At 44.6% G+C, this 22,971-nt stretch carries 23 protein-coding genes; 17 read left to right on the top strand and 6 right to left on the bottom strand.

The window, feature by feature from the left end; all coding sequences use genetic code 11:
• Positions 1 to 22: 22 nt before the first annotated feature.
• Positions 23 to 2,107, bottom strand: a complete 2,085-nt coding sequence (locus L4D19_RS22345; RefSeq protein ID WP_428454312.1) for an ATP-binding protein — start codon at positions 2,105 to 2,107, stop codon at positions 23 to 25.
• Positions 2,108 to 2,110: 3 nt separating this feature from the next.
• Complete coding sequence (locus tag L4D19_RS22340) at positions 2,111 to 3,289, bottom strand: FIST signal transduction protein (RefSeq protein ID WP_428454389.1); 1,179 nt, start codon at positions 3,287 to 3,289, stop codon at positions 2,111 to 2,113.
• Positions 3,290 to 3,445: 156 nt separating this feature from the next.
• Between L4D19_RS22340 and L4D19_RS22335 the strand changes: the two genes are divergently transcribed.
• Positions 3,446 to 4,171: an SDR family oxidoreductase gene (locus L4D19_RS22335; protein ID WP_428454311.1), complete on the top strand. Its 726-nt coding sequence runs from the start codon at positions 3,446 to 3,448 to the stop codon at positions 4,169 to 4,171.
• A gap of 73 nt (positions 4,172 to 4,244) precedes the next feature.
• Here the strand turns inward: L4D19_RS22335 and L4D19_RS22330 are convergent, their stop codons facing one another.
• On the bottom strand, positions 4,245 to 4,688 hold the full coding sequence (locus L4D19_RS22330; protein ID WP_428454310.1) for a hypothetical protein: 444 nt from the start codon (positions 4,686 to 4,688) through the stop codon (positions 4,245 to 4,247).
• A 276-nt stretch (positions 4,689 to 4,964) separates the two neighbouring features.
• On the opposite strand from L4D19_RS22330, the gene ccoN reads away from it, so the two are divergent.
• The 11 genes from ccoN (at position 4,965) to L4D19_RS22275 (ending at position 14,962) form a co-directional block, all read left to right on the top strand.
• Complete coding sequence (ccoN, locus tag L4D19_RS22325) at positions 4,965 to 6,392, top strand: cytochrome-c oxidase, cbb3-type subunit I (protein ID WP_075768020.1); 1,428 nt, start codon at positions 4,965 to 4,967, stop codon at positions 6,390 to 6,392.
• A 12-nt stretch (positions 6,393 to 6,404) separates the two neighbouring features.
• Positions 6,405 to 7,016, top strand: coding sequence for a cytochrome-c oxidase, cbb3-type subunit II (gene ccoO / locus L4D19_RS22320; RefSeq protein WP_428454309.1), 612 nt, complete (start codon positions 6,405 to 6,407; stop codon positions 7,014 to 7,016).
• Between the two features lie 9 nt (positions 7,017 to 7,025).
• On the top strand, positions 7,026 to 7,208 hold the full coding sequence (locus L4D19_RS22315; protein ID WP_428454308.1) for a cbb3-type cytochrome oxidase subunit 3: 183 nt from the start codon (positions 7,026 to 7,028) through the stop codon (positions 7,206 to 7,208).
• A complete protein-coding gene (gene ccoP, locus L4D19_RS22310) occupies positions 7,205 to 8,185 on the top strand; it encodes a cytochrome-c oxidase, cbb3-type subunit III (RefSeq protein WP_428454307.1) in 981 nt (326 codons plus the stop codon). Before L4D19_RS22315 ends, ccoP begins: the two co-directional genes overlap by 4 nt.
• Before the next feature lie 120 nt (positions 8,186 to 8,305).
• Positions 8,306 to 8,797 carry a FixH family protein gene (locus L4D19_RS22305; protein ID WP_428454306.1) on the top strand — a complete coding sequence of 164 codons (492 nt, stop codon included), beginning with the start codon at positions 8,306 to 8,308 and terminating at the stop codon, positions 8,795 to 8,797.
• The gene (locus L4D19_RS22300; RefSeq protein WP_428454305.1) at positions 8,794 to 11,187 is read left to right on the top strand and encodes a heavy metal translocating P-type ATPase; all 2,394 of its coding nucleotides are present in this window, start codon (positions 8,794 to 8,796) and stop codon (positions 11,185 to 11,187) included. Before L4D19_RS22305 ends, L4D19_RS22300 begins: the two co-directional genes overlap by 4 nt.
• Positions 11,180 to 11,374: a cbb3-type cytochrome oxidase assembly protein CcoS gene (gene ccoS / locus L4D19_RS22295; protein ID WP_428454304.1), complete on the top strand. Its 195-nt coding sequence runs from the start codon at positions 11,180 to 11,182 to the stop codon at positions 11,372 to 11,374. Before L4D19_RS22300 ends, ccoS begins: the two co-directional genes overlap by 8 nt.
• Positions 11,371 to 12,048 (top strand): sulfite exporter TauE/SafE family protein, encoded by a 678-nt coding sequence (locus L4D19_RS22290; RefSeq protein WP_428454303.1) that lies wholly within the window; start codon positions 11,371 to 11,373, stop codon positions 12,046 to 12,048. Before ccoS ends, L4D19_RS22290 begins: the two co-directional genes overlap by 4 nt.
• Positions 12,049 to 12,122: 74 nt before the next feature.
• Positions 12,123 to 12,878, top strand: a complete 756-nt coding sequence (gene fnr / locus L4D19_RS22285) for a fumarate/nitrate reduction transcriptional regulator Fnr (protein WP_075768028.1) — start codon at positions 12,123 to 12,125, stop codon at positions 12,876 to 12,878.
• Positions 12,879 to 13,104: 226 nt separating this feature from the next.
• On the top strand, positions 13,105 to 14,046 hold the full coding sequence (uspE, locus tag L4D19_RS22280; RefSeq protein ID WP_428454302.1) for a universal stress protein UspE: 942 nt from the start codon (positions 13,105 to 13,107) through the stop codon (positions 14,044 to 14,046).
• Positions 14,047 to 14,152: 106 nt separating this feature from the next.
• Entirely contained in the window at positions 14,153 to 14,962 is an 810-nt protein-coding gene (locus L4D19_RS22275) for a carbon-nitrogen hydrolase family protein (RefSeq protein WP_075768030.1), read from the top strand.
• On the opposite strand, the gene L4D19_RS22270 is transcribed toward L4D19_RS22275, so the two are convergent.
• Positions 14,959 to 15,348: a PTS sugar transporter subunit IIB gene (locus L4D19_RS22270; RefSeq protein ID WP_428454301.1), complete on the bottom strand. Its 390-nt coding sequence runs from the start codon at positions 15,346 to 15,348 to the stop codon at positions 14,959 to 14,961. The two genes, L4D19_RS22275 and L4D19_RS22270, sit on opposite strands and share 4 nt — an antisense overlap.
• Positions 15,349 to 15,761: 413 nt before the next feature.
• Between L4D19_RS22270 and L4D19_RS22265 the strand changes: the two genes are divergently transcribed.
• Both L4D19_RS22265 and L4D19_RS22260 read left to right on the top strand, forming a co-directional pair.
• Entirely contained in the window at positions 15,762 to 16,169 is a 408-nt protein-coding gene (locus L4D19_RS22265) for a hypothetical protein (protein WP_428454300.1), read from the top strand.
• 16 nt (positions 16,170 to 16,185) lie between these two features.
• Entirely contained in the window at positions 16,186 to 16,581 is a 396-nt protein-coding gene (locus L4D19_RS22260) for a GFA family protein (protein ID WP_428454299.1), read from the top strand.
• Between the two features lie 73 nt (positions 16,582 to 16,654).
• Here the strand turns inward: L4D19_RS22260 and ttcA are convergent, their stop codons facing one another.
• Both ttcA and L4D19_RS22250 read right to left on the bottom strand, forming a co-directional pair.
• The gene (gene ttcA / locus L4D19_RS22255; RefSeq protein WP_075768035.1) at positions 16,655 to 17,548 is read right to left on the bottom strand and encodes a tRNA 2-thiocytidine(32) synthetase TtcA; all 894 of its coding nucleotides are present in this window, start codon (positions 17,546 to 17,548) and stop codon (positions 16,655 to 16,657) included.
• A gap of 237 nt (positions 17,549 to 17,785) precedes the next feature.
• Entirely contained in the window at positions 17,786 to 18,955 is a 1,170-nt protein-coding gene (locus L4D19_RS22250; protein WP_428454298.1) for a serine hydrolase, read from the bottom strand.
• Between the two features lie 484 nt (positions 18,956 to 19,439).
• On the opposite strand from L4D19_RS22250, the gene L4D19_RS22245 reads away from it, so the two are divergent.
• The 3 genes from L4D19_RS22245 to L4D19_RS22235 form a co-directional block, all read left to right on the top strand.
• Positions 19,440 to 20,924 (top strand): carboxypeptidase M32, encoded by a 1,485-nt coding sequence (locus tag L4D19_RS22245; RefSeq protein ID WP_428454297.1) that lies wholly within the window; start codon positions 19,440 to 19,442, stop codon positions 20,922 to 20,924.
• Between the two features lie 92 nt (positions 20,925 to 21,016).
• Entirely contained in the window at positions 21,017 to 21,403 is a 387-nt protein-coding gene (locus L4D19_RS22240; RefSeq protein WP_428454296.1) for a hypothetical protein, read from the top strand.
• Positions 21,404 to 21,850: 447 nt separating this feature from the next.
• On the top strand, positions 21,851 to 22,971 hold a 1,121-nt coding region (locus tag L4D19_RS22235; protein ID WP_428454295.1), incomplete at its 3' end, for a glycogen/starch/alpha-glucan phosphorylase.

The following is a 22,971-nucleotide window of genomic DNA, read 5'->3' as shown; positions in this document are numbered from 1 at the left end:
ATAAGCCTAGCGTCTTTTCAATCTACTCAGTTGTGGCTAACGCCTGGTATTTGTTGAGCATTGCATTTAGTTCTGGCGTTAGAATCGGCTTCGCCAAGAATCCATCCATACCGGCTTTTCTGTATTCGATTTGATCTGAATGCATTGCATTAGCCGTTAATGCAATAATCGGTATGTTTATATTTTTCTGTCGTAACTGTTTGGTTGCCTGCAGCCCATCCAGCACTGGCATCGAAATATCCATTAGCACAATGTCAAACTGATGCTGGTTATTCTCAAGTATATCGAGCGCTTCTTTACCGTTATTGGCAATCACCACTTGATGGCCTCGTTTTTCCAGCATTAGCTTAGCAACTAATTGGTTTGTGTTACTGTCTTCAGCTAACAGTATACTTAGCGAATGATCAAGGCTGTTTTCTATAACAGGCTCATAAAGCTGTGATTCGTCAAGCGCCTGCGTTATCGGTATATAGACAGTAAAACAACTGCCTTTGTGTAGTGTGCTTTCTAACGTTATCTTTCCGTTCATTTTATCAATCAAATGCTGGCTGATTGCCAAACCAAGCCCCGTGCCGCCATACCGCCTTGTAATGCTGCCATCGGCTTGAATAAACGGATTAAATAAGTTTCTTTGAGCTTCTTGTGAAATACCAATACCAGTATCTGTCACTGCTATCGATACATATTGGTTGTCTCGCTTAACATCAATAGAGACAGAACCTTGGTTGGTGAACTTAATCGCATTTCCTATCAGATTAAACATTACCTGAGATATCCGGTTTTTATCACCGACCATCTTCTTGGGAACCGATGGCGATATATTTACACTCAGGGCTATATTCTTTTTAACCGCTTGCTCATGCAGTTGGCTTGCGACGAGGTTAATACTCTCATCCAATTGCATCTCTGTATTATAAAGCTCAAAGTTACCCGACTCGATTCTCGAGAGATCAAGAATATCATTGATGATCGTTAACAATAGCTGGGCTGATTGATCCATTTGGTTAACCCAGCGAGCCTGCTCTTTGCTCAACCCGGACTCCGCCAACGTATCCATAAAACCTAAAACTGCATTTAATGGAGTTCTTATCTCATGGCTCATCATTGCTAAGAATTGCGACTTGGCTTTATTCGCTGACTCCGCTTGTTTTCTGGCTTCCTGAAGTTCAAAAAGCCGTTTTTTGCGGTTGGTAATATCTTTTGCCGTTCCCCTGTAGCCTAATAACTTTCCTTGCTTTGAGAAGTATGGTGTTCCGCTAAAACTAATCCATAACCCCCCTTCACTCTCCGGCAACTGCCACTCGAGATCTTCAAAGGGTTCTTTCATCCCAAACTTTATTTTTAGTTTTTTCTTTAACGCCTCTTGCTCGTCAAAAATATCGAGGATACTGTCATTATCAACAACATGGTTGGCAAGATTCGGTGACGATATATAGGTAAACCGTAAATCGGTATCGACTTCCCAAAACCAATCACCAACCGTTTTGGCAAAATCTTTAAACCGCTGCTGGCTGTGAATAAGCTCCTGAGTTCGTGCCGTTACTAACGATTGTAGCCTCTCACGGTAATCAATATCGATAATAGCCCGTTCAAGTAATGGTCTGAATCGATCTAGTACCCGTCGGCATTGGGGCGAAAACTGTCCGCGCTCGGAATGGAGGAATAATAATACCGCATCGCCTGAACTGACTTTAACCCCTGTTAGCAACACAGAGTGGCAATACTGAAACATCTCATGCGGTAGCCCCTGAAACTCTGATACCTGGCTTGGTGAGAACAGCGCAATACTCTCACCATTCATTGAGCGAACAAACGTATTGCCTACTGGCCAGGTACTTGACTCGAAAAAACGACACGTTGTAACAAGTTCCTGCAATGGTGCATTCTCATCTTCTCTCGTTAAGACCAACGCATGTTCAAAGCCAATGTACTTTCGTAATACCGACAATAAGCCATTGAAAACTTGTCTCTTGCTGTTGGCACCAGCCATCGCTGACATACCTGCTAGAATAGCGGCATTTTCATCCCGAAGCTGTTTTTCGCGTTCCTGACTTCGCAACAGATCAAGCAATGTCTCTTGAAGTTTTTCTGATTCAATGCCTGGCATTAACTAGTCCCTATGAAATAAAACTGCGGATATCATGAGGTTACCGTGCGCATTTTCACCACCGACAAACTGTCCCTGTTCACCAAACGTAAAGGGACAGACAAATGGCGTATGATGCATTGCTTTATTCACGTACTGTGCCACTTCTTCCATCCTGTCTTGTACCTGTAACATACAACCCGCACAATAAATGGTAATTCCACCAATCGGGTCTAATTCCTGACTCGCACTACCGATGTCAAATGCTGAGTCGATTACCCTGCCCGCCCGTGTGATAAGCCGCTCTTCTGTACCCTCCATAAAGAACAGCTCTTCACCTTCTTCAACGCTTGCAAACAGTTCGATTCCGCCTCTTTGTGTCACTTTTAACGGATGTGACAGCTTGAAGTACGGTAAGCCGTGTACTTTGCCGGCAATTCTTCCTAGTGGGTTTAAACAGCTTCTCGAAACTATGCTATTTTCACCTGAGAGTGGTTGACCGATCCATTCCTGGTAAATCTCTATAGCAGGTCTGTGATTAAGCTCGATTAATTCTCGCCCCTCTGTGCGCGTTGCAATCGCACTCGTTCCTAAACTGGCATAACCGGAATGGAATGAGTAACTAATGTTGCAAGAAGGATAAAACACACAGAGTCCAACCCCTTCTTTGCACTGTTGTTCGTGAGTGAACAGTTTCCAGTTCCCTCTCACATGATCGTCCGCCGCACTCCCGCCAATAATGGGCACAGGGATACCCAGCTCATCCTCTATGCCTTGTATAACTTCTTCTTCATGTCCTGGGCTAGAGTGAAGCAAAATTAATGCCGGAAGTTCTCCAGGGCGATCGCTGTTCTCAATCGCACGTAAAAGCGCCTGTCGCGCCATGTCATACGGACTTTGATTTGTTGATACGATCGCACTCCCGAATGCACCTTCATAATCACACATCGCCCACAAAGCAATGCCTTCACCGCGATTATACCCTTCGTCTGTCATTACGCCCTGACACGAGGAGCATCCAAGTATCTGAGAATTCGGAAATTCAGCCGCCAACACTTGCTGGATAAGCTGCTCATCATAGTGTTCGGAAAAATAAGCAAGAATCAGCTTGGGGTTGATGATTTTACTTTTTAGTTTGCGAATTGCATCCGAAACAGCATGCTCTGAAGCATGGAAAGCAGAAAAACTTGTGGCTATATCCATATTTTCATATTTATTGTTATGAGTTGCTCTCATCATAGACATTTTTGCTTTTGTAATCAGCAAACTGATACCATTTTTATGGTTTTGTGGCTAAAGTCAGACTGCTAATGACCGCTAAACTATACAATTACTTAATTTGGGATGATGAAGGGACGCATGACTAGCAAAGTCGTTATGGTAACAGGCGGTGCCAAGGGCATTGGTCGGGGCATTTGTGAAATGCTGGCCAGCAAAGAGATTATCGTTGTTGCAGTAGATATTGACGAGGAAGCCGGTTTTGAGCTGGTTGCACATAACCCGATGATCCGTTTCCGCCAAGCGAATGTTACCCGCGAGAACGAAGTTGCTGCTGTTGTAGAGGAGATTCAGTCACAGTTTGGCAGGCTTGATGGTCTGGTTAACAATGCTGCTATTGCTAACCCCTATAACGCACCTGTCGAATCCCTGGAAATGCATGATTGGGAGCGAATTATAGCTGTTAACCTAACCGCGCCTATGCTAGTGACAAAATTATGCCTGCCTCTGCTTAAGGCATCTAAAGGTGCTATTGTTAATATCAGCTCAACCCGTGCAGAACAGTCCGAGCCCAATACAGAAGCGTATAGTGCATCTAAAGGTGGACTGGTGAGCCTGTCCCATGCGCTTGCTGTTAGCCTTGGGCCTGATGTCAGAGTGAACTGCGTTTCACCTGGTTGGATTGATACAAGTAATGAAGAGCTACGAGATATCGATCACAGTCAGCATCTTACTGGTCGCGTCGGACACTCTGCAGATGTTGCGTCTATGGTAAAATACCTATTAAGTACTAATGCAGGCTTTATCAGTGGTCAGAATTTTACTGTTGATGGCGGGATCACAAAAAAGATGATATATGCTGAATAAACATGAAAAGATAGGCTTGAGCCATCAAGCCTATAAAACGATCAGTTTCCAATAAAAAGTGACTAATTAACAGTCACTTTTGTACAGTAAACTTTGCAATTATAATCTCACTTCCCTGCTGCACCGTTATAGCCCACTCCATTGTGTCATGAACACACTCAGGTACAGTAAATGTGCCTACCCAGTGATCGGTTTGTTGCTCAAATATGACAGGAATGGTCCCCATAAACATATCGACACCTTCTATTTTAGCAACTGGTTTTACATTTGTGTTACTAATTCGTAGAGTGACTTCCGAATTAGCGACTACAGGATATGGGTTAACTGATAACCCGAGCTTTTTATTTGAACCATCAACAGCACAATATTCTGCTGTGATCCGGCAGTTGGTAGCACTATCATCTATGGATGTGTTTTCTTCATAGGTGACTGTTCTCCATACAAATGCCGTTATTAATACTGCCATCAAGATTAAAATCTGGATTAATCTTGCCTTTGTTAACTTCTCCGCAGCCATGATTTACCGTGCTTCCCGTGTTACAGAGTTCAAACTTTTCACATAAATGTTGCTTAACCGTAAACATTGTGTGGGCTTAACTCTGTCAATCACTTGTTAAGTAAAGTATTATGTGCAGTGAAAATGCCACTTTTACAACAAAATAGCAATTTAAATGCTGAGTTGTTTAAAAAAACAACATGGCAGTTAAGTAAGCTTTGGGTGGCATTGCGACAACTTGTTGTTCGCACAAGGAAAGAGAGTGTAGTTGAACAATTCAAATTGGAAGCATGCAACATGAGCCAAGTAAAGCAGCTTGAACAAAACTACAACTATACGGTCGTTCGTCAATTCACCCTGGTCACCATACTATGGGGAATTGTCGGAATGGGCGTTGGTGTATTGATTGCCGCTCAACTGGTGTGGCCGGCGCTAAACTTCGACCTACCTTGGTTGACATACAGCCGCTTGCGTCCACTGCATACCAATGCAGTGATTTTCGCATTTGGTACTAGTGCACTATTTGCTACGTCTTATTACGTAGTACAGCGCACATGTCAAACAAGGCTATTCGGTGGAAAGTTAGCATCGTTCACCTTCTGGGGTTGGCAAGCCATCATCCTTGCAGCAGCTATTTCGCTGCCAATGGGATGGACATCTGGTAAAGAATACGCAGAACTGGAATGGCCGATTGATATCGCGATTGCAGTTGTTTGGGTATCCTATGCCATTGTCTTTTTCGGTACCATGATCAAACGAAACACGTCGCACATTTATGTTGCGAACTGGTTCTTTGGTGCCTTCATCTTAACGGTAGCTGTCCTTCACATTGTGAACAGCATGGCTATCCCTGTATCGATGACTAAATCGTATTCGATTTATTCCGGTGCTGTGGATGCGATGATTCAATGGTGGTATGGACACAACGCAGTAGGTTTCCTACTGACAGCCGGTTTCCTGGGTATGATGTACTACTTCGTACCTAAGCAAGCAGGCCGTCCGGTATTCTCCTACCGTCTGTCTATCGTACACTTCTGGGCACTGGTATCTCTGTATATCTGGGCTGGCCCTCACCACTTGCACTATACAGCCTTACCTGACTGGACTCAGTCTCTTGGTATGGTGATGTCTCTGATCCTGTTTGCTCCTTCTTGGGGTGGTATGATCAACGGTATCATGACGCTGTCGGGTGCATGGCACAAACTTCGTTACGATCCAATCCTACGATTCCTGGTTGTTTCATTGTCTTTCTACGGTATGTCTACCTTCGAAGGTCCAATGATGTCAATTAAGACCGTAAACGCCCTTTCTCACTATACTGACTGGACAATCGGTCACGTTCACTCTGGTGCGTTAGGTTGGGTTGCAATGGTTTCTATCGGTGCCGTTTATCACCTAATTCCTAAGCTATTCGGTCAGGAACGTATGTTCTCTATCAAGTTGATCAACGTTCACTTCTGGCTGGCAACGATTGGTACGGTTCTTTACATCGTAGCAATGTGGATTTCAGGTGTGATGCAGGGTCTGATGTGGCGTGCGGTTAACACTGACGGTACATTGACCTATAGCTTCGTAGAGTCTCTACAGGCTTCTTATCCATTCTACTTTGTTCGCTTCCTGGGCGGTGCAATCTTCCTTGCTGGTATGTTCCTAATGGCATACAACGCATATAAGACAATTGTTGCACCAAAAGAAAGCCTAAAAGCAACTGAGCAACCAGCATAAGGAGTTCCGACAATGGCTAATAATCGTCATGAAATTGTAGAAAAAAATGTCGGCCTTCTAGCGATACTTATCGTCATTGCTATAAGCTTCGGTGCACTGGTAGAAATTACGCCGCTTTTATATCAAGACCAAACTACTGAACCAGTAGAAAACCTACGCCCTTACACGGCGCTAGAAATGGAAGGTCGTGATATTTACATTCGCGAAGGCTGTAATGTTTGTCACAGCCAGATGGTTCGTCCATTCCGTTCTGAAACTGAGCGTTACGGACACTACTCTGTTGCGGGTGAAAGTGTGTGGGAACACCCTTTCCTATGGGGTTCAAAGCGTACTGGTCCTGATCTGGCGCGTGTTGGTGATCGTTATTCTGACGACTGGCACCGTGTCCACCTTCGCGATCCACGTGCCGTAGTTCCTGAGTCAAATATGCCTGGTTTCCCTTGGTTGGAAGAAAACGTGCTTGATGGCAAGTTGACCTCCGACAAACTAGCTGTTTTCCGTGACGTTTTTGGTGTTCCTTACACCGATGAGCAAGTTGCGAATGCTGGTGAGGAAGTGAAAGGCAAGACTGAAATGGATGCAATCATTGCTTACCTTCAGTCGCTTGGTCACGCAATGAAATAAGGAGGCACAATGGATATTGGAACCATTCATAGCATTTGGACAGTGATCCTGTTCGCAAGCTTTATTGGTATCGTCCTTTGGGCTTACAGTAAACGCCAAAAATCGCGTTTCGATGAAGCTGCCAACCTTGTATTTGCTGATGAAGAGCAAGATTTGGCAACGCGTGAGAAAGACAGGAGCTCGGAAGCATGACTACATTTTGGAGTCTATGGATTACAATCATCACGCTCGGCACTATTGCTGGTATTGCTGCTATGCTCGTCTGGTGCAGCAAAGACAAGATGGGTGTCGAGGAAGGTGAGGATATGGGTCACGAATACGATGGTATTCGTGAGATCAATAACCCGCTGCCTAAATGGTGGTCCTACATGTTTTGGGGCACCATCATCTTTGGCCTTTTTTACTTATTCCTATACCCAGGTCTAGGTAACTATAAAGGTTTCTTGGGGTGGCAGAGCTCAAACCAAACAGTTCGTTCTGTTGAAGAATCGAAACTAGCGATTGCTAATGCTCAGAAAGAGAAACGTTTGGACGAGTACGCTCGAGAACTAGACGAAGCGCAAGCTAAGTTTGGCGAAACCTTTAAAACATTGGCTTATGATGAGTCTGGTAATAATCTTCGCCCTATCACTGAAATCGCAGCTGATTCTGAAGCGATCAAAGTGGGCCAGCGTCTGTTCATTCAAAACTGTGCCCAGTGCCATGGTTCGGATGCGCGTGGTCAGCTAGGTTACCCTAACCTAACCGATAACGCTTGGCTGTACGGCGGTGAAGCAGAAACTATCAAGGCAACCATCATGGAAGGTCGCCAAGGTGTTATGCCAGCTTGGATTGACTCTCTAGGTAAAGATGGAGTCAAAGAAGTCACTACCTATGTACTTGGTATGTCAGGACGTAAAGTCAACGCCAAAGAAGCCGCTGCCGGTAAGCAACGCTTCGTTGTGTGTGCAGCTTGTCACGGCACTGACGGTAAAGGTAACCCTGCATTTGGTGCACCTGACCTAACAGACAATACATGGCTATACGGCGGCTCTCGCCGTGCGGTTGAAGCCACTATTACTCACGGTCGTCTGGGTGTAATGCCAGCATGGAAAGATATTCTAGGTGAAGATAAAGTTCAGCTAATTTCTGCCTATGTCTGGGGTTTGGGTAACGACACCGACAAGTAACAACATGGTTAATACTCGGTTACATATTGATTGAAAAATTAGTAATAAAAACTGAGACATAAGACCAAGCCCCTGTTAATTTCAGGGGCTCTTTCCATCAAAGCTTCAAAGGTAATCATTATGCGTAAACCATGGTATAAGCAGTTTTGGCCTTGGTTCGTTTTCGCCATTCCTGCAATCTCAATAATGTACAGCCTGACAGCTGTTTACATATTCTCTCAGAATCAAGTCGACCTTGTTGCAGAAGATTATTATAAGAAAGGCAAAGCGATTAATTTAGACCTTTCTCGTCTCCGCGTTGCTGATGCGCTGAATTTGAAAGCATCAGTCAGTGTTGCAGATACCGATATTGTGGTTAATTTTGATAAAGGTGATCTCAAGACTAACCCTAACTTGCGTGTCACTTTTACGCATCGTACCCTAGCCAATAAAGACTTTACGCAAATGGTCAGTGCCGATTTAAGTGGCGCTTATCGTTTCAACTCTCCTGAGCAGCTTGAAGGCCCATGGTTTGTTGAAGTAGAGCCATTTGATGGCGACTGGATGTTGCAAGGACGCGTTAACCTACCGACATCCGACCCGATTTCGTTGTACGGGCAGGATAAGGAATGACAAAAGACTGTTACCATTGCGGCGATCCTGTTCCACAGGATTGCCAGCATCAAGTTGAAATACTGGGCGAAACGCGTGACATGTGTTGCCCGGGTTGTGAAGCGGTCGCGCAAACTATCGTTGAGAGCGGCCTTACCTCCTATTACGAATTCCGTACAGCACCAGCCGAGAAAGCTGATTTAGTTCCTCAGCAACTCCAATCTCTATTGCTCTATGATCATGAAGAAATTCAACAAGAGTTTGTTCGCGAGTTTGATGACAGCAAAGAAGTTTCCCTCTCTCTCGATGGCGTATCCTGTGCAGCATGTGCATGGTTGATAGAAAAGCAATTAAAACGAGAACCCGGCGTTATCTCCATCCGCGTGAACACCACAACTCACAGGGCTTTACTTACCTGGGATCCAACCCAAGCCAAACTTAGCCACCTTCTTTCTGTGATCCATCAGCTTGGTTATAAAGCTGCCCCTTTTGAGGCTGATGCCCAGGAACAGCAATACCATAGAACAATGAAGAGCTACCTGTACCGACTCGGTATTGCTGGTATTGCAACCATGCAGGTGATGATGTTGGCCGTCGCCCTGTATTTTGAGATTTTTGGAGACCTTGACGCAGAATTTAAAAACTACCTTCGTTGGGTTAGCCTGATTTTTGCCACCCCTGTCCTTCTGTATTCTGCCTTACCGTTTTACCTCAATGCCTGGCGTAACCTGCGCGCCCGAACATTAGGGATGGATGTTCCCGTCTCTATCGCTTTGCTCTTTGCCTATGTTGCCAGCCTTTATGCCACAGTTATGGAAAAAGGCGAGGTGTTCTTCGAGTCAATCTCGATGTTCACCTTCTTCTTGCTCTTGGGGCGTTTCCTTGAAATGCGTGCACGCCGGCAGGCTGCAGCTGCAAGTGCCAACCTGCTCAAGTTAGTCCCGACCATGGCCACACTAGAAGATGGCTCTCAGGTTGCTGCAAAAACACTAAAAGTCGGTGACATAATTACCATTCTGCCAGGTGAAAGCCTGCCTGCCGACGGTGAGATTATCCGAGGTGAAACAGCTGTCGATGAATCGATGCTGACCGGCGAGCCAATGCCGGTTCCAAGAAGCTCAGGTAGTTCCGTATTCGCAGGTACCATTAACGGTGATGGAAATATCACTCTGCGTGTAACCAAAGACCGGCAGAACTCCCTTATTTCCAATATCGTACGCCTGCAGGACGAAGCCCAGTCTTCTAAACCCAAAGTAGCTGAAGTTGCGGACGTCGTTGCCCGCTATTTCGTGGCAGGTATTTTGATTATTTCAGCCTGCACCTGGCTTTTCTGGCATCAGCAGAAACCTGAAGATGCCCTGTGGATCACCTTGGCGGTGCTTGTGGCAACATGCCCATGTGCTCTTTCTCTGGCCACGCCAACTGCCCTCACCTGCTCGACATCTAGCCTAGGGCGGCTGGGTATCCTGCTTCGACGCGGGCATGTTCTGGAGACACTTTGTAAAGTGAACCAGTTGGTCATCGACAAAACTGGCACGCTAACCGAGGGCAATATCCGACTCGTCGAAACACAACTACTTGGCGATCTGTCTGAAACGGAAGCACTGGCTTATGCTGCTGAAATGGAACGTTTTGCAAACCACCCGATTGCAAGAGCCTTTAGCGGATATCGCGACAGTAGCAAAGCGTTTGATGAAGTTGAAAATGTTATCGGCTGTGGCCTAAAAGGCTCTTTAAATGGTGATGAATGGCGCATTGGTCAGGCCGCTTTTGTTCTTGAGCATCACCCAGATAAAGCAGAGCAATTAAAGCTGTGCGACAACCGTTTTCAGGTATGGCTATCTTGCAATAACCAGCTTATTGCCGGTTTCAAGCTTGATGATCCTATCCGAGAAGACAGCAAGGAGCTTGTAGAGCAGTTCCAAGCATCCGGTATCAAGGTCACCATGTTGACCGGCGACCATTCAGCTAATGCTCAGACTGTGGCTGATAAGCTAAGCGTTGATAACTTAATTGCCGGAGCTACTCCGGAAGGCAAGCTTGAGTATCTTCGCAGCCTTGATAAAGACAACGTTGCCTTAATGATTGGTGATGGTGTTAATGACGCCCCTGTTCTGGCCGGAGCTCATCTCTCTGTCGCCATGGGCGGCGGTACTGATATTGCCAAATCCTCCGCAGATATGGTATTGCTAGGTGATCAGCTATTACGTATTTTACGTGCTCGAGAGCTAGCACTAAAAACCAGAAAGATTATTCGAGAAAACCTGGCTTGGGCGCTAGGGTACAACCTCGTTATCTTGCCATTGGCGGTCGCTGGTTTTGTCGCTCCGTACATTGCGGTTGTAGGTATGTCGGCAAGCTCGATCATTGTTGTTTCTAATTCTTTAAGGTTATTAAAAGAAAATGGCTAGTCTTTACTTGTTAATACCAATTGCGATCGTTTTTGTCTGTATCGCTGTAGGCATTTTTCTTTGGGCCGTCAGAAGTGAGCAGTTTGAAGATCTTGAGCGACAAGGCTATGACATCTTGTTTGATGAGGATGACCCCGAGCAGAACAAGCCTCAAGCAAACAAAAAAGAAAGTGAAAACGTGTCGTGAATATTGATTTTTACGCGGCTTTTGTTATCGGCTTAATGGGTGCTGGCCACTGCCTCGGGATGTGCGGCGGAGTAGCTGCCGCACTTACCTTGGGTATGCCAGGGCAGCAGCAGGCAAGCCGTTGGCCATACTTACTATGCTACAACACCGGTCGTCTTATCTCTTACGCCATTGCAGGTGCCATCATTGGTGGTGCGTTTGCTGGCATCGCCTCTTTCGGTGGATACTCAACAGGGCTTGTATCACTTAGGTTGTTTGCTGCCATCATGATGATTTTGCTTGCGCTTTACATCGGACAATGGTGGCAGGGCATCACCAAAATAGAACGCCTTGGCCAGTATCTCTGGCGCTTTGTATCACCCAAGGCTAAGTCCCTGCTGCCGTTGAAGTCGCCTGTTGCGGCACTACCCTTCGGTTTGCTATGGGGGTGGCTGCCATGTGGACTTGTATATTCAACCCTAAGCTGGGCCGCTGTTTCCGGCAGCGCCCTATCCGGCGCAGCCGTTATGCTAGCCTTTGGTTTAGGGACGCTTCCGGCAATGATTGCAGTAGGGTCAATGGCCCAGCAACTGCAGAACCTGCTGAGAAACCTTTATTTCAAACGTGCCAGTGCCTTGTTGTTATTGCTCTATGGGGTTCATACTGGTTATATCGCAATCAAACAAATGTTGTAGGCTTTTTAATACTCGTCATATTGCTTCATAATATGTTAAAATATTGACCTACATCAAATTGGTTAGACAGGCTTATGATTTCAGACAAACTTACAACCAAACGTATCCAGTCAGGCGGATGTGCAATCCACTGCCAGGATTGCAGTATTAGTCAGTTGTGTATTCCATTTACTTTGAATGAGTCTGAGCTCGATCAGCTAGATCAAATCATCGAACGCAAAAAGCCAATCCAGAAAGGACAAGAGCTTTTTAAAGCGGGTGATGAACTCAAATCACTTTATGCGATTCGTTCAGGTACCATCAAAAGTTACACCATCACAGAACAAGGTGATGAGCAGATCACTGCCTTCCACCTGGCAGGCGATCTTGTGGGTTTTGATGCTATCAACGAAATGATGCACCCGAGTTTCGCTCAGTCACTAGAAACATCAATGGTGTGTGAAATTCCGTTTGAGATCCTTGATGACTTGTCAGGGAAAATGCCAAAACTTCGTCAACAAATTATGCGTTTGATGAGTAATGAGATTAAAGGTGATCAGGAAATGATCTTGCTGCTTTCCAAGAAGAATGCAGAAGAGCGCCTTGCCGCTTTCCTTTACAACCTATCGCTTCGTTTCTCTCAACGTGGCTTTTCACCTCGTGAATTCCGTCTAACAATGACGCGCGGTGACATTGGTAACTACTTAGGCCTGACTGTAGAAACTATCAGCCGCTTGTTGGGACGATTCCAAAAGTCTGAAATGCTGAGTGTGAAAGGAAAGTACATTACGATTCTTGATCACGAAGAGTTGGCGCGCCTTGCCGGTGTGAGCAAAAATACTGCTGCATAAGTGATTTAGCCGTTACAAAGAAAGTGATACGAGCTTGAGCCGTATCACTTTTTTTATATTTATCGCCTTTCTGAACTCCCCATTACTCCTCCTATACGTTACAGTTAATAGGCCAATCTGATTTATCTACTTGCTTTAAATGGTATTCAGGGCAATAGATAGTATCCTTACTACAGGGATCAGAGACTGGTTTTGATGCCAACACGATTTGTGTAAGGGGGCAATTATGACCAAGTACAATAATATTCTCGTCGTTGCCGATCCGGCTCAGGATCACCAGCCAGCGTTGTCTCGCGCTGTCGATCTGGCCAGAAGAGCGCAAGAAGTAAAAATCACTCTATTCCTCGCTATCTATGATTTCTCTTATGAAATGACATCTATGCTTTCTTCCGATGAACGGCTAGCGATGCGTAAAGGCGTGATAGTACAAAGAGAAGAATGGCTAAAAGATATCACACGGCCCTATGTGGATGATGGCTTTAACATTGATATCACCGTGGTGTGGCACAACCGGCCTTATGAAGCCATTATTGCCGAAGTATTCAGCAATGCCCATGACCTTCTTATCAAGGCCACTCATGATCACGACAAGCTAGGCTCGGTTATTTTCACCCCAACCGATTGGCATTTATTGCGTAAGTGCCCCTGCCCTGTACTGATGGTCAAAGAGCACAGCTGGCCGGAAAATGGCAAGATCGTTGCCAGCGTAAACTTGGCCGCCGACAGTGAAACCCATGAAAAGCTGAACGACACAATAGTGTCTGAAGCAAAAACGATGGCAGAAATACTTGGGGCCGAAGTCAACCTGGTTAACGCCTACCCTGCAACGCCAGTTAACATTACTATTGAGCTGCCCGAGTTTGACCCTGCCTCATACAGTGATGCTGTACGAGGACATCATTTGACTTCCATGAAGGCACTCCGTCATAAGCATGGGCTGCCAGAAGAGCAAACTCACGTCATTGAAGGGTTGCCGGAAGATGTTATACCTAGTGTGGCGAAAGATCTGGATGCAGAGCTTGTCATTCTCGGTACGACAGGTCGAACCGGGCTGTCAGCTGTCTTTATCGGCAATACCGCGGAGCATACAATTGACAGCCTTAACTGTGATTTGCTGGCTCTCAAACCCGAAGGTTATGTTAGCCCGTTAAGTCCGCAACCAGAGTAGTAGAACTGATACTTACCAAGCAGCCCCTTCTGGGGCTGTTTTTCTATGCTGACTAACTAAGAAAGATCTTTGATAGCCACGCAACGGTCACCACCTTAGAGGAAACATGAAGATATCGATCATTCAAACAGAGGTAAGTTATAAGAATAAGCGTGAGAACATCAGCCGTGTATCCAGCTTACTTTCTGCTGCAAAAGAGATTGGTGATCTTGTGTTACTGCCTGAGCTCTTCTCCACCGGTTACATATTTAATGAAGCAAGTGAGATACATGAGTTATCTGAAAAGTTTGCTGGTAGCCAAACTATCGAGTCCTTACGAAGTCTGGCGAAGAAATTTAATACTGTAATCGTTGCTGGCATTGCCGAGGAAGATAATGGCCAATATTTCAATACTATCGCGGTTATTGATAAGAACGGATTAATAGATAGATATAGAAAGATCAGTCAAACCAATATTGATAGGCAATATTTCTCGAGAGGTAATCAACTCACCACTTTTAAGTACCAAGGTGTTACCTTTGGAGTCGCGATTTGCTTTGATCTTTGGTTTCCGGAGATTGTTCGAGAATACTCTCGACTTGGTGTTGATATCTTATTGCACCCTTCAAACTTTGGCGGCGAACAAAGCCTCCAAATTTCCCGGGCTCGCGCTATAGAAAACAGTATGTATGTCGTGACATGTAATCGAGTTGGCTCAGATATTACTAAAGATTTGACAGGTATTTACCGTGGGTGCAGTCAAATCTGTTCTCCTGATGGAAATTATCTCATCAGACTTGGTGATGCACATACACTGGCGACAGTGGAGCTTGATATTGACGTAAGCTCACCCAAACAAGTTATCGCGGTCGACTTGAATCATGAACGCGATTCAATCTTGAGCCAACTAAAAACGAATATAACTAAGCACAATTAAGTTTCAGATACTTCGCGGCTTCTGATACAAGCCAACGCATCACTGACTACTTTTTTATAATCCATGGTGCCAAATACTTTCCCTTCAATTTTAAACACAGGAATGTTAAAAGGCATCATAGTTTCTTTTGCTTGTTGGTAATTGTGATGGACCTGAGGAGAGACGAATACTACCTCAATATTATCTGCATATAAATTTAAAAAGTCAGAATCTTCTAATGCTGGAATGCCAGAATACATAACGTAATAAGGCAATTCAGACTCATCGATAAACTTTTGCATTCGTTGTGCCATCATGCTTGAAGTTAAACCACCACCACAGACAATAGATATTATTCTTCTGCCATTTATCTTTTCCGTTAAATGACGGTCAAAAAATACGCTCATTGTTACCTCATTATCAGAGAATCAGTTTTCAATAAAGGTAAATTTATAAGATAAGCCTTTATTTATATACAATACATATCCAAAATACATTAGTTAGAAACACTTCAAAGAAAAAGTGAAATAAAATTGATAAATATCCATTTTCCTTCAGTGGTTTTCTGATAGCTGGCAGCTCAAAACGTGGTGCAGATCGCAATATATTGAGTTTAAGCATAATTCATTTCATACACTTTCCAAAAAAAGTGACTGTCATCTTATTTTTAAATACATTTTTTGATATACAATAATCAAATCAATTAATTAGAAGCAGTATTCTCCCCCCCCTTTATCTCCAAGCTAGGAGGAATATACTGAGCATAATTATTGCTGATTCAAAACAAGTAATAACAATTTTATCACAAAAGGATAAACTCATGAGGAAAAAGATAATAGCGGCCAGCTTTGTAGTTGGAAGCTTACTATTATCTGGTTGTGCTACAACACCTAACGAAAACTACACTTATAAGCCAAAGGCGTTATCTCCTAAGTTAGTTGATGCAATGTATAATTTGGCCAAAGAGTCTAACAGCGATGATATTAAATTTGAGTTTATCGAAAACCAATCCCTATTACTGATCACTATTATCAACGATGATGATCGTTTTTATTTTGAAACCGGAACTGGCATCGGATATTTTGATGAATTTTGTAATGGGAAAGATCCTTTTTATACTACAATGCGTGAAAGTGGCATAGGGATGCAATTTAACTTAGATGACAATGGTGTTGATTCGTATGGGCCTTGGAATTCAGATGCGTGCCCTTCAGACTCACAGAAATAGCCTAGTGGAGTTAATAATGCACAAAGGATCGTGTCTTTGCCGTGCCGTGAAATTTGAGGTTTCAAGCTCTCTTGAAACAGCCACAACCGACGCATGTCATTGCAAGCAATGCCGTAAATGGACAGGTCACTTTCTTGCGAGTGTTGAGGTTCCCCGTGATTCCTTGTTAATTAATGGCTCGGAATATATCTCCTGGCATCATTCATCGGAAAAAGTTAGACGCGGATTTTGTTCAAAATGCGGTTCTTCACTGTTTTTTGATCCCGTCGATACAACAAAGCATAACTGGATTGGCATTGCTTTGGGGGCTTTTGATACTCCGACAAAGACAACTCTGGGCCAACACATCTTTGTTGCGGAGAAAGGCGATTACTACGAAATTAACGATGGCTTGCCACAGAATGAACATTAATTGATAGAGTTTGCGAGCACCCAAATCAACAAAGGGCGGCTCAATGCCGCCCTTTGTTCTAACTAACTCTAGGCTATACGTTAGTTACATCAATAAACATTGACTCATCAATGTTTGTTGAAGATACCATGGCTTCACTAAAGGCGTATTCTGCCCTTTCACCTTCACGGTCCAGTGGCAGGTTTACAAAATCAAACAGATCTTTGTCTGCCAGCTGGCTTGGGCTAACGTTCTGGATTGACTTAAAGATACTTTCCACACGGCCTGGTGTTTTCTTATCCCAGTCGATCAGCATCGCTTTAATGCTCTGACGCTGAAGATTTTCCTGAGAGCCGCAAAGGTTACAAGGAATGATCGGGAAGTCTTTGTGCTCGGCATATTTGATCAGATCTTTTTCGCGGCAGTATGTTAGAGGTCTGATCACAACATTACGCCCATCATCTGAACGTAGCTTTGGAGGCATCGCTTTCAGACGAGAACCGTGGAACATGTTAAGGAACATGGTTTCAACGATATCGTCCAAGTGGTGGCCTAGCGCAATTTTCGTTGCACCAATCTTTTCAGCAAACGAATAAAGCGTACCACGGCGCAGCCTTGAGCACAGGCCACATGTTGTCTTGCCTTCAGGGATTTTTTCTTTAACCACTGAGTAAGTATCTTTATCGACGATATAGTAAGGAATATTCAGGGTCTCAAAATACTCAGGTAAAATATGCTCAGGGAAACCTGGTTGTTTTTGGTCAAGATTGACAGCAACGACATCAAATTTAACTGGTGCCGCTTTTTGAAGATTCAAAAGGATATCCAACATCGCAAATGAATCTTTACCGCCACTGATGCATGCCATGACAACATCATTTTCTTCAATCATGTTGTAGTCAATAATGGCATTTCCAACATTTCTCCTTAGACGTTTTTGGAGTTTGTTGAATTCAAGTGTCTCTTTTCTTATATCATTCTGATTCATTGCGACTTCTCACACTGTCGAGTATTTCGACTGTAGATTTCCTAGATGGATTCTTTATAGGGCGTGGATTATACGGATTTTTGTATTAAGTGGGAACACTCTGTACTGTTATGTCAGTCAATCTCTGCTGATAGCAAGCATAATGTGCATCTATTAAGCACCTTACGACAGGAAACAAGTGACAAAAGAAGAGCCGCCACTGGCGGCTCTTCTTTTCGTTAAAGCAATTGGTCTTAGTTACTTAAACAGCCCCATGAAGAACAGCTTGATGTAGTCAAAGATCCGGCTAAAGAAGCTACCTTCTTCCACGCTTTCCAGAGCAATAAGTGGAACATCATAGATGTCTTCCCCATCTACTTGATAGAAAATCTTACCAACAACATCGCCTTTATTAATAGGAGCAACCAAGTCATCGTTTAGCGCTACATTGGCAGTCAACTTCTTAGCATCGTTACGTGACAATGTCACATAAGAATCTTTCATGGTACCAAGGGAAATGCTATCGCTGGCACCCATCCATATACGTTCATTCAGTACTTCATCACCTTGCTTATGCGGTGACACAGTATCGAAGAAACGGAAGCCATAGTTAAGCAATTGCTTGCTCTCAGCTTCACGGCTTTTCGCACTCTTTGACCCCATCACTACCGAGATAAGGCGCATGTCACCCTGGGTTGCTGAACTTGCCAAACTATAGCCAGCTCCGCTGGTATATCCGGTTTTCATCCCATCAACATTCAAACTTTTATCCGCCAACAAGCCATTCCTGTTGCGTTGCGTAATCTTGTTATATGTAAAGGAACGCTCGCTATACAGCGAATAAATATCAGGTAAATCGGTAATCAGCGCACGGCCTAATAACGCAATGTCATAGGGTGTGGAGTAAAGTTCATTGCTATCGAGCCCATGTGGATTGGCAAACGAGCTGTTGTTCATATTCAGCTTCTTTGCCCATGAATTCATTAGCCCAACAAACGCACCTTCCGAACCGGCAACATGCTCGGCTATCGCCACACTTGCATCATTGCCTGATTGAATAATCAAACCACGATACAAATCCATCATATTCACTTCGGTATTGACCTCGATGAACATCTTAGACGAATCAGGAAAATTTCTAGCCCAGGCATTACGGCTGATCACCACTTTGTCATCTTTGCTGATACTGCCGCTCTTCATTTCTTGTCCGGCCACATAACTTGTCATTAGTTTGGTTAAACTGGCCGGGTTAAGTTGCTCATGGGCATTTTTTTCTACCAGTACCTGGCCGGTATGGTAGTCCATCAATACATAGCCTTTTGCACCAAGAGTCGGCGCATCAGGAATAACGGTAGGAGCCGCAAAAGTAGCGGACGAGAACAATGCTGCACCTGCAAGTACAACATTTAATTTAGAAATCTTTTGCATGATGATGTAACTAGCCCTCTTTGATGATGCAAGCAGTATAACTAACCGCCTTAGCATTGCTTGCGACCTTTACGAAGTCTTACGATATTGTAAATTTAGTTACACATATCGCTGTCACGACCACTTACCAATACCACACTTACCTAATGTTTTCAGCACACTTACCAAAATTTGACACGATTGAGTAACTAGCTCAAATCTAGATCAGGCCAGTAATTATAAATGGGCAGAAATTGACGCTAATAAGCAGAAGTTCACGGTATTGGTACTTGCAGGTATTCGATATCATTCAATTACAATCAACTAAATCAATCGCTTACCATGAGCTAATGGCATAACGATCATGCTACGTCGCACATTTTATTCAGCAATTTTGATTTTTTTCTTCTCATCCCGTGTCTTAATCGATAAAAACTTTTATGCTAGGTGGCAACACTTGGCAAGATGTTTATCTGCCAATTGATGGTCAATATAAGGATTGGTAATGACTTTCTATGAAAAACTAGAGCAACATCAACAGAAACTCTCAAGGCTTTCCCACCTAAGTGCCATATGTGGCTGGGACCAGGCAGCTATGATGCCAGCTGGCGGTAATGAAGCTCGCTCGGAAGCGATGGCTGAACTCGCAGTCATGCACCATGAGCTCGCTACAGCTCCTCACTTGTCAGAATGGTTTGAGCAAGCTGAAGCTGAGTCATTAACCAAAGAGCAGGCCGTAAGCCTGAAAGAAATGAAACGCGGCTGGCAGATGAGTAACTTGCTGCCTGCCGATCTGGTTGAAGAAAAATCACTAGCGGGCTCCAAGTGCGAACATGCCTGGCGATCACAACGTAATAATAATAACTGGCACGCATTCAGTAAGAACCTGGAAAAAGTGGTTGAGCTTTCGCGCCAGGAAGCACAGATTCGCGCCGAGGCTACTGGCTTAAGCCGTTATGATGCCCTGCTCGATATCTATGAGCCAGGAATGACCACCAAAGAACTGGATCAACTATTTAGTGATGTAAAAAGCTGGTTACCAAGCTTGATACAACAAGTTCAAGAGAAGCAGCAAAGCGAAGCCGTTCTTACTCCCGCTGGCCCGTTTCCGGTTGAACAACAAAAAGCGCTGAGCCTCGAGGTTATGACCAAGCTTGGCTTTGACTTTAATCACGGCCGACTGGATGTCAGCGTGCACCCTTTCTGCGGGGGTGTTCCAACCGACGTACGTATTACCACCCGCTATGATGAGGAAGATTTCACCTCGGCACTGATGGGTGTGATCCACGAAACTGGGCATGCTCGTTATGAGCAAGGTTTACCTGCACAGTGGCGTGGTCTACCCGTTGGTGAGGCCCGTTCAATGGGGGTTCATGAGTCGCAAAGTTTGTTTTTTGAAATGCAGTTATCACGTAGTGAAACATTCATCGACTTATTAGCTCCGCTTGCGTCTGATGCTTTCGACCGCCGGAACGATCCTGCACTATCCAGCAAGAACCTAACGCTATTTAATACTCGCGTAAAACCTGGATATATCCGCGTTGATGCCGATGAAGTGACCTATCCTGCCCACGTCATTCTGCGTTACGAAATTGAGCGTGATTTGATTGAGGGTAACATTGAGGTTGCCGATATCCCTGAGCTTTGGGACAAGAAAATGACTGAATATCTTGGGCTGTCGACAAGATGTAATTACGCCGACGGCTGTATGCAGGATATTCACTGGACCGACGGCAGCTTTGGTTACTTCCCGTCATATACTTTAGGCGCCATGTACGCCGCTCAGTTTATGGCAGCGATGCACAAAGAAATGAACGTCGAAAACCTGATCCGCGAACGGAACCTATCGCCAATATTTAACTGGCTTGACCGCCATGTTTGGAAGAAGGCATCGACGGTATCGACCGACCAACTGCTTATTGATGCGACTGGTGAACGGTTGAATGCTAAGTACTTCAAGCAACACCTTATCGATCGCTATCTAAAATAAGCAGAACGCAGGGGCGATTAGTTTCTGCTAATAATGTTCAGTAGTACGCTGTCAACCAAACGAATACACCTTGATTAGTAAGAATTATACAAATGTCTAATGTCGTTCAGTTCTCTATGTTCAGCGGTAGTAAAAAGACCAACACTACCCCACCTAACAAATCTATTAGCCCTAAAGCTTCAAGGGAACAGGCCGCATTGAAGCAAGACAACCGCTGTTACTTCTGTGGTAAGCGTAAAGAACCGAAAGAGCTTAACTGGCTTAATAAAACTGGTTTTAAGGCAAAGACTCATGTTATCTGCGGTACTTGTAGTTCTGCTGCTAAGTCACGTTCAATGGATGAACTACGAATAATCCTTGCGCTGAAGGCTATGGATTTCAGAACGATTAAGATTCAGCAGTACCTTGAGTTGAGAGAAAAAGGTGTTCAGATAGACGGTGTACGTGAATACAGGTTCTACTTTGAAACTGTAGAGTAGTGAGTTAAAGGCCGGCGTCACAATCTTTGTGATTAACGATAGCCTGTATGCCGTTCCACCATTGACGAGAAGGTTATTACTGTTCAATGAACCTTAACGACAAAGCTCGCTTCGGAGAGTTTTGTCGTTATTGAGTGTTGCACTTAGTCTATCAGTCCAAGATTTTTAATACTGAAATCAGCCATTCTATGTTTTAACATTCCTAAAATTTAAGCTCATTGTTGCATACTTAACTCGATTTAATTTATATGAATCCCATTGAAACAGCCTTCAAAGCTAGCTGTCTACGCCTCAATATCTTGCTATAGATCACATTTCATTGAAAGATTAGGTAGCTACGCCCCTTCCACTAACTCCTAATCCGCCCTTGACCGGGATGATGTTTTGCCAGAATAACAAAGGCAACATAGCCACCAGTTGGAAATAATCCTAGAGCGAGATTGAACCATGACTACAAATGGTCAGACACAGCAATTTGATAAGACGGCTTTTAAAGCGGCTGTAGAAAAGCACCTAACAACGACTTACGCGAACACGTCTGCAACGGCGACTTCACGTAGCTGGTATCTGGCAATGGGCCGTGCCTTGGCTGAAATCACTACCGGTAATTTGCTAGAAACTGAACAGCAACTGGCTGAAGAGAAAGTGCGTAGCGTTAACTACCTGTCTCTTGAGTTTCTTATCGGCCGCCTGACAGGCAACAACCTGATCAGCATGGGCCTTTATGAAGAGGTTGCTGATGCAATGAAAGAGATGGGTCATAACCTGACTGATCTACTTGAAGAAGAGCGTGATCCAGCCCTTGGCAATGGTGGTCTTGGCCGTCTGGCTGCATGTTTTATGGACTCTCTAGCGGCACAAGAATACCCTGCTGTAGGTTACGGCCTGCACTATGAATACGGTCTTTTCCGCCAGTCTTTCGTTGATGGCCGTCAAGTAGAAGCTCCTGATGCATGGCGTGGCCTTGAAGGTTACCCTTGGGAAGTGGTTCGTCCTGAACTGAACCAAACTGTTAACCTGTACGGTCATGTTGAAGCCTATAAAGATGAAAATGGCAACGCGTGCCGCCGCTGGGTACCAGGTATGACGGTTGAAGGCGTCGCCTGGGATCTGCCTATCGTTGGTTACGATAACAAGAGCGTTTACCCGCTGCGTCTGTGGGAATGCCGTTCGCCAGCACCTTTCAGCTTGTCGCGTTTCAATGATGGTGACTATGTCGGTGCTCAGTACGCGGCACTAGAAGCGGGTAACGTAACCAAAGTCCTGTACCCAAATGACAACCATGACCAGGGTAAAGCACTGCGTCTGATGCAGCAGTACTTCCACTGTGCCTGTTCGATTGCCGATATTCTACGCCGCCACATCGGTGCCGGTAACAAGATTGAAGATCTGGCTAAGCTTGAGACTATCCAGCTTAACGATACGCACCCGACTATCGCTATCCCAGAACTGATGCGAATCCTGCTTGACGAATACAAGCTGGGTTGGGATGCCGCGTGGGCCATTTCTTCGAAGACATTCGCCTACACCAACCACACCTTGCTGCCTGAAGCACTGGAAACGTGGAG

It is taken from the genome of Photobacterium kasasachensis (assembly GCF_050336885.1).
Classification (GTDB): domain Bacteria; phylum Pseudomonadota; class Gammaproteobacteria; order Enterobacterales; family Vibrionaceae; genus Photobacterium; species Photobacterium kasasachensis.
Note: the sequence above shows the minus strand (reverse complement) of the source record. Positions and strands in the feature narration are given on the sequence as shown.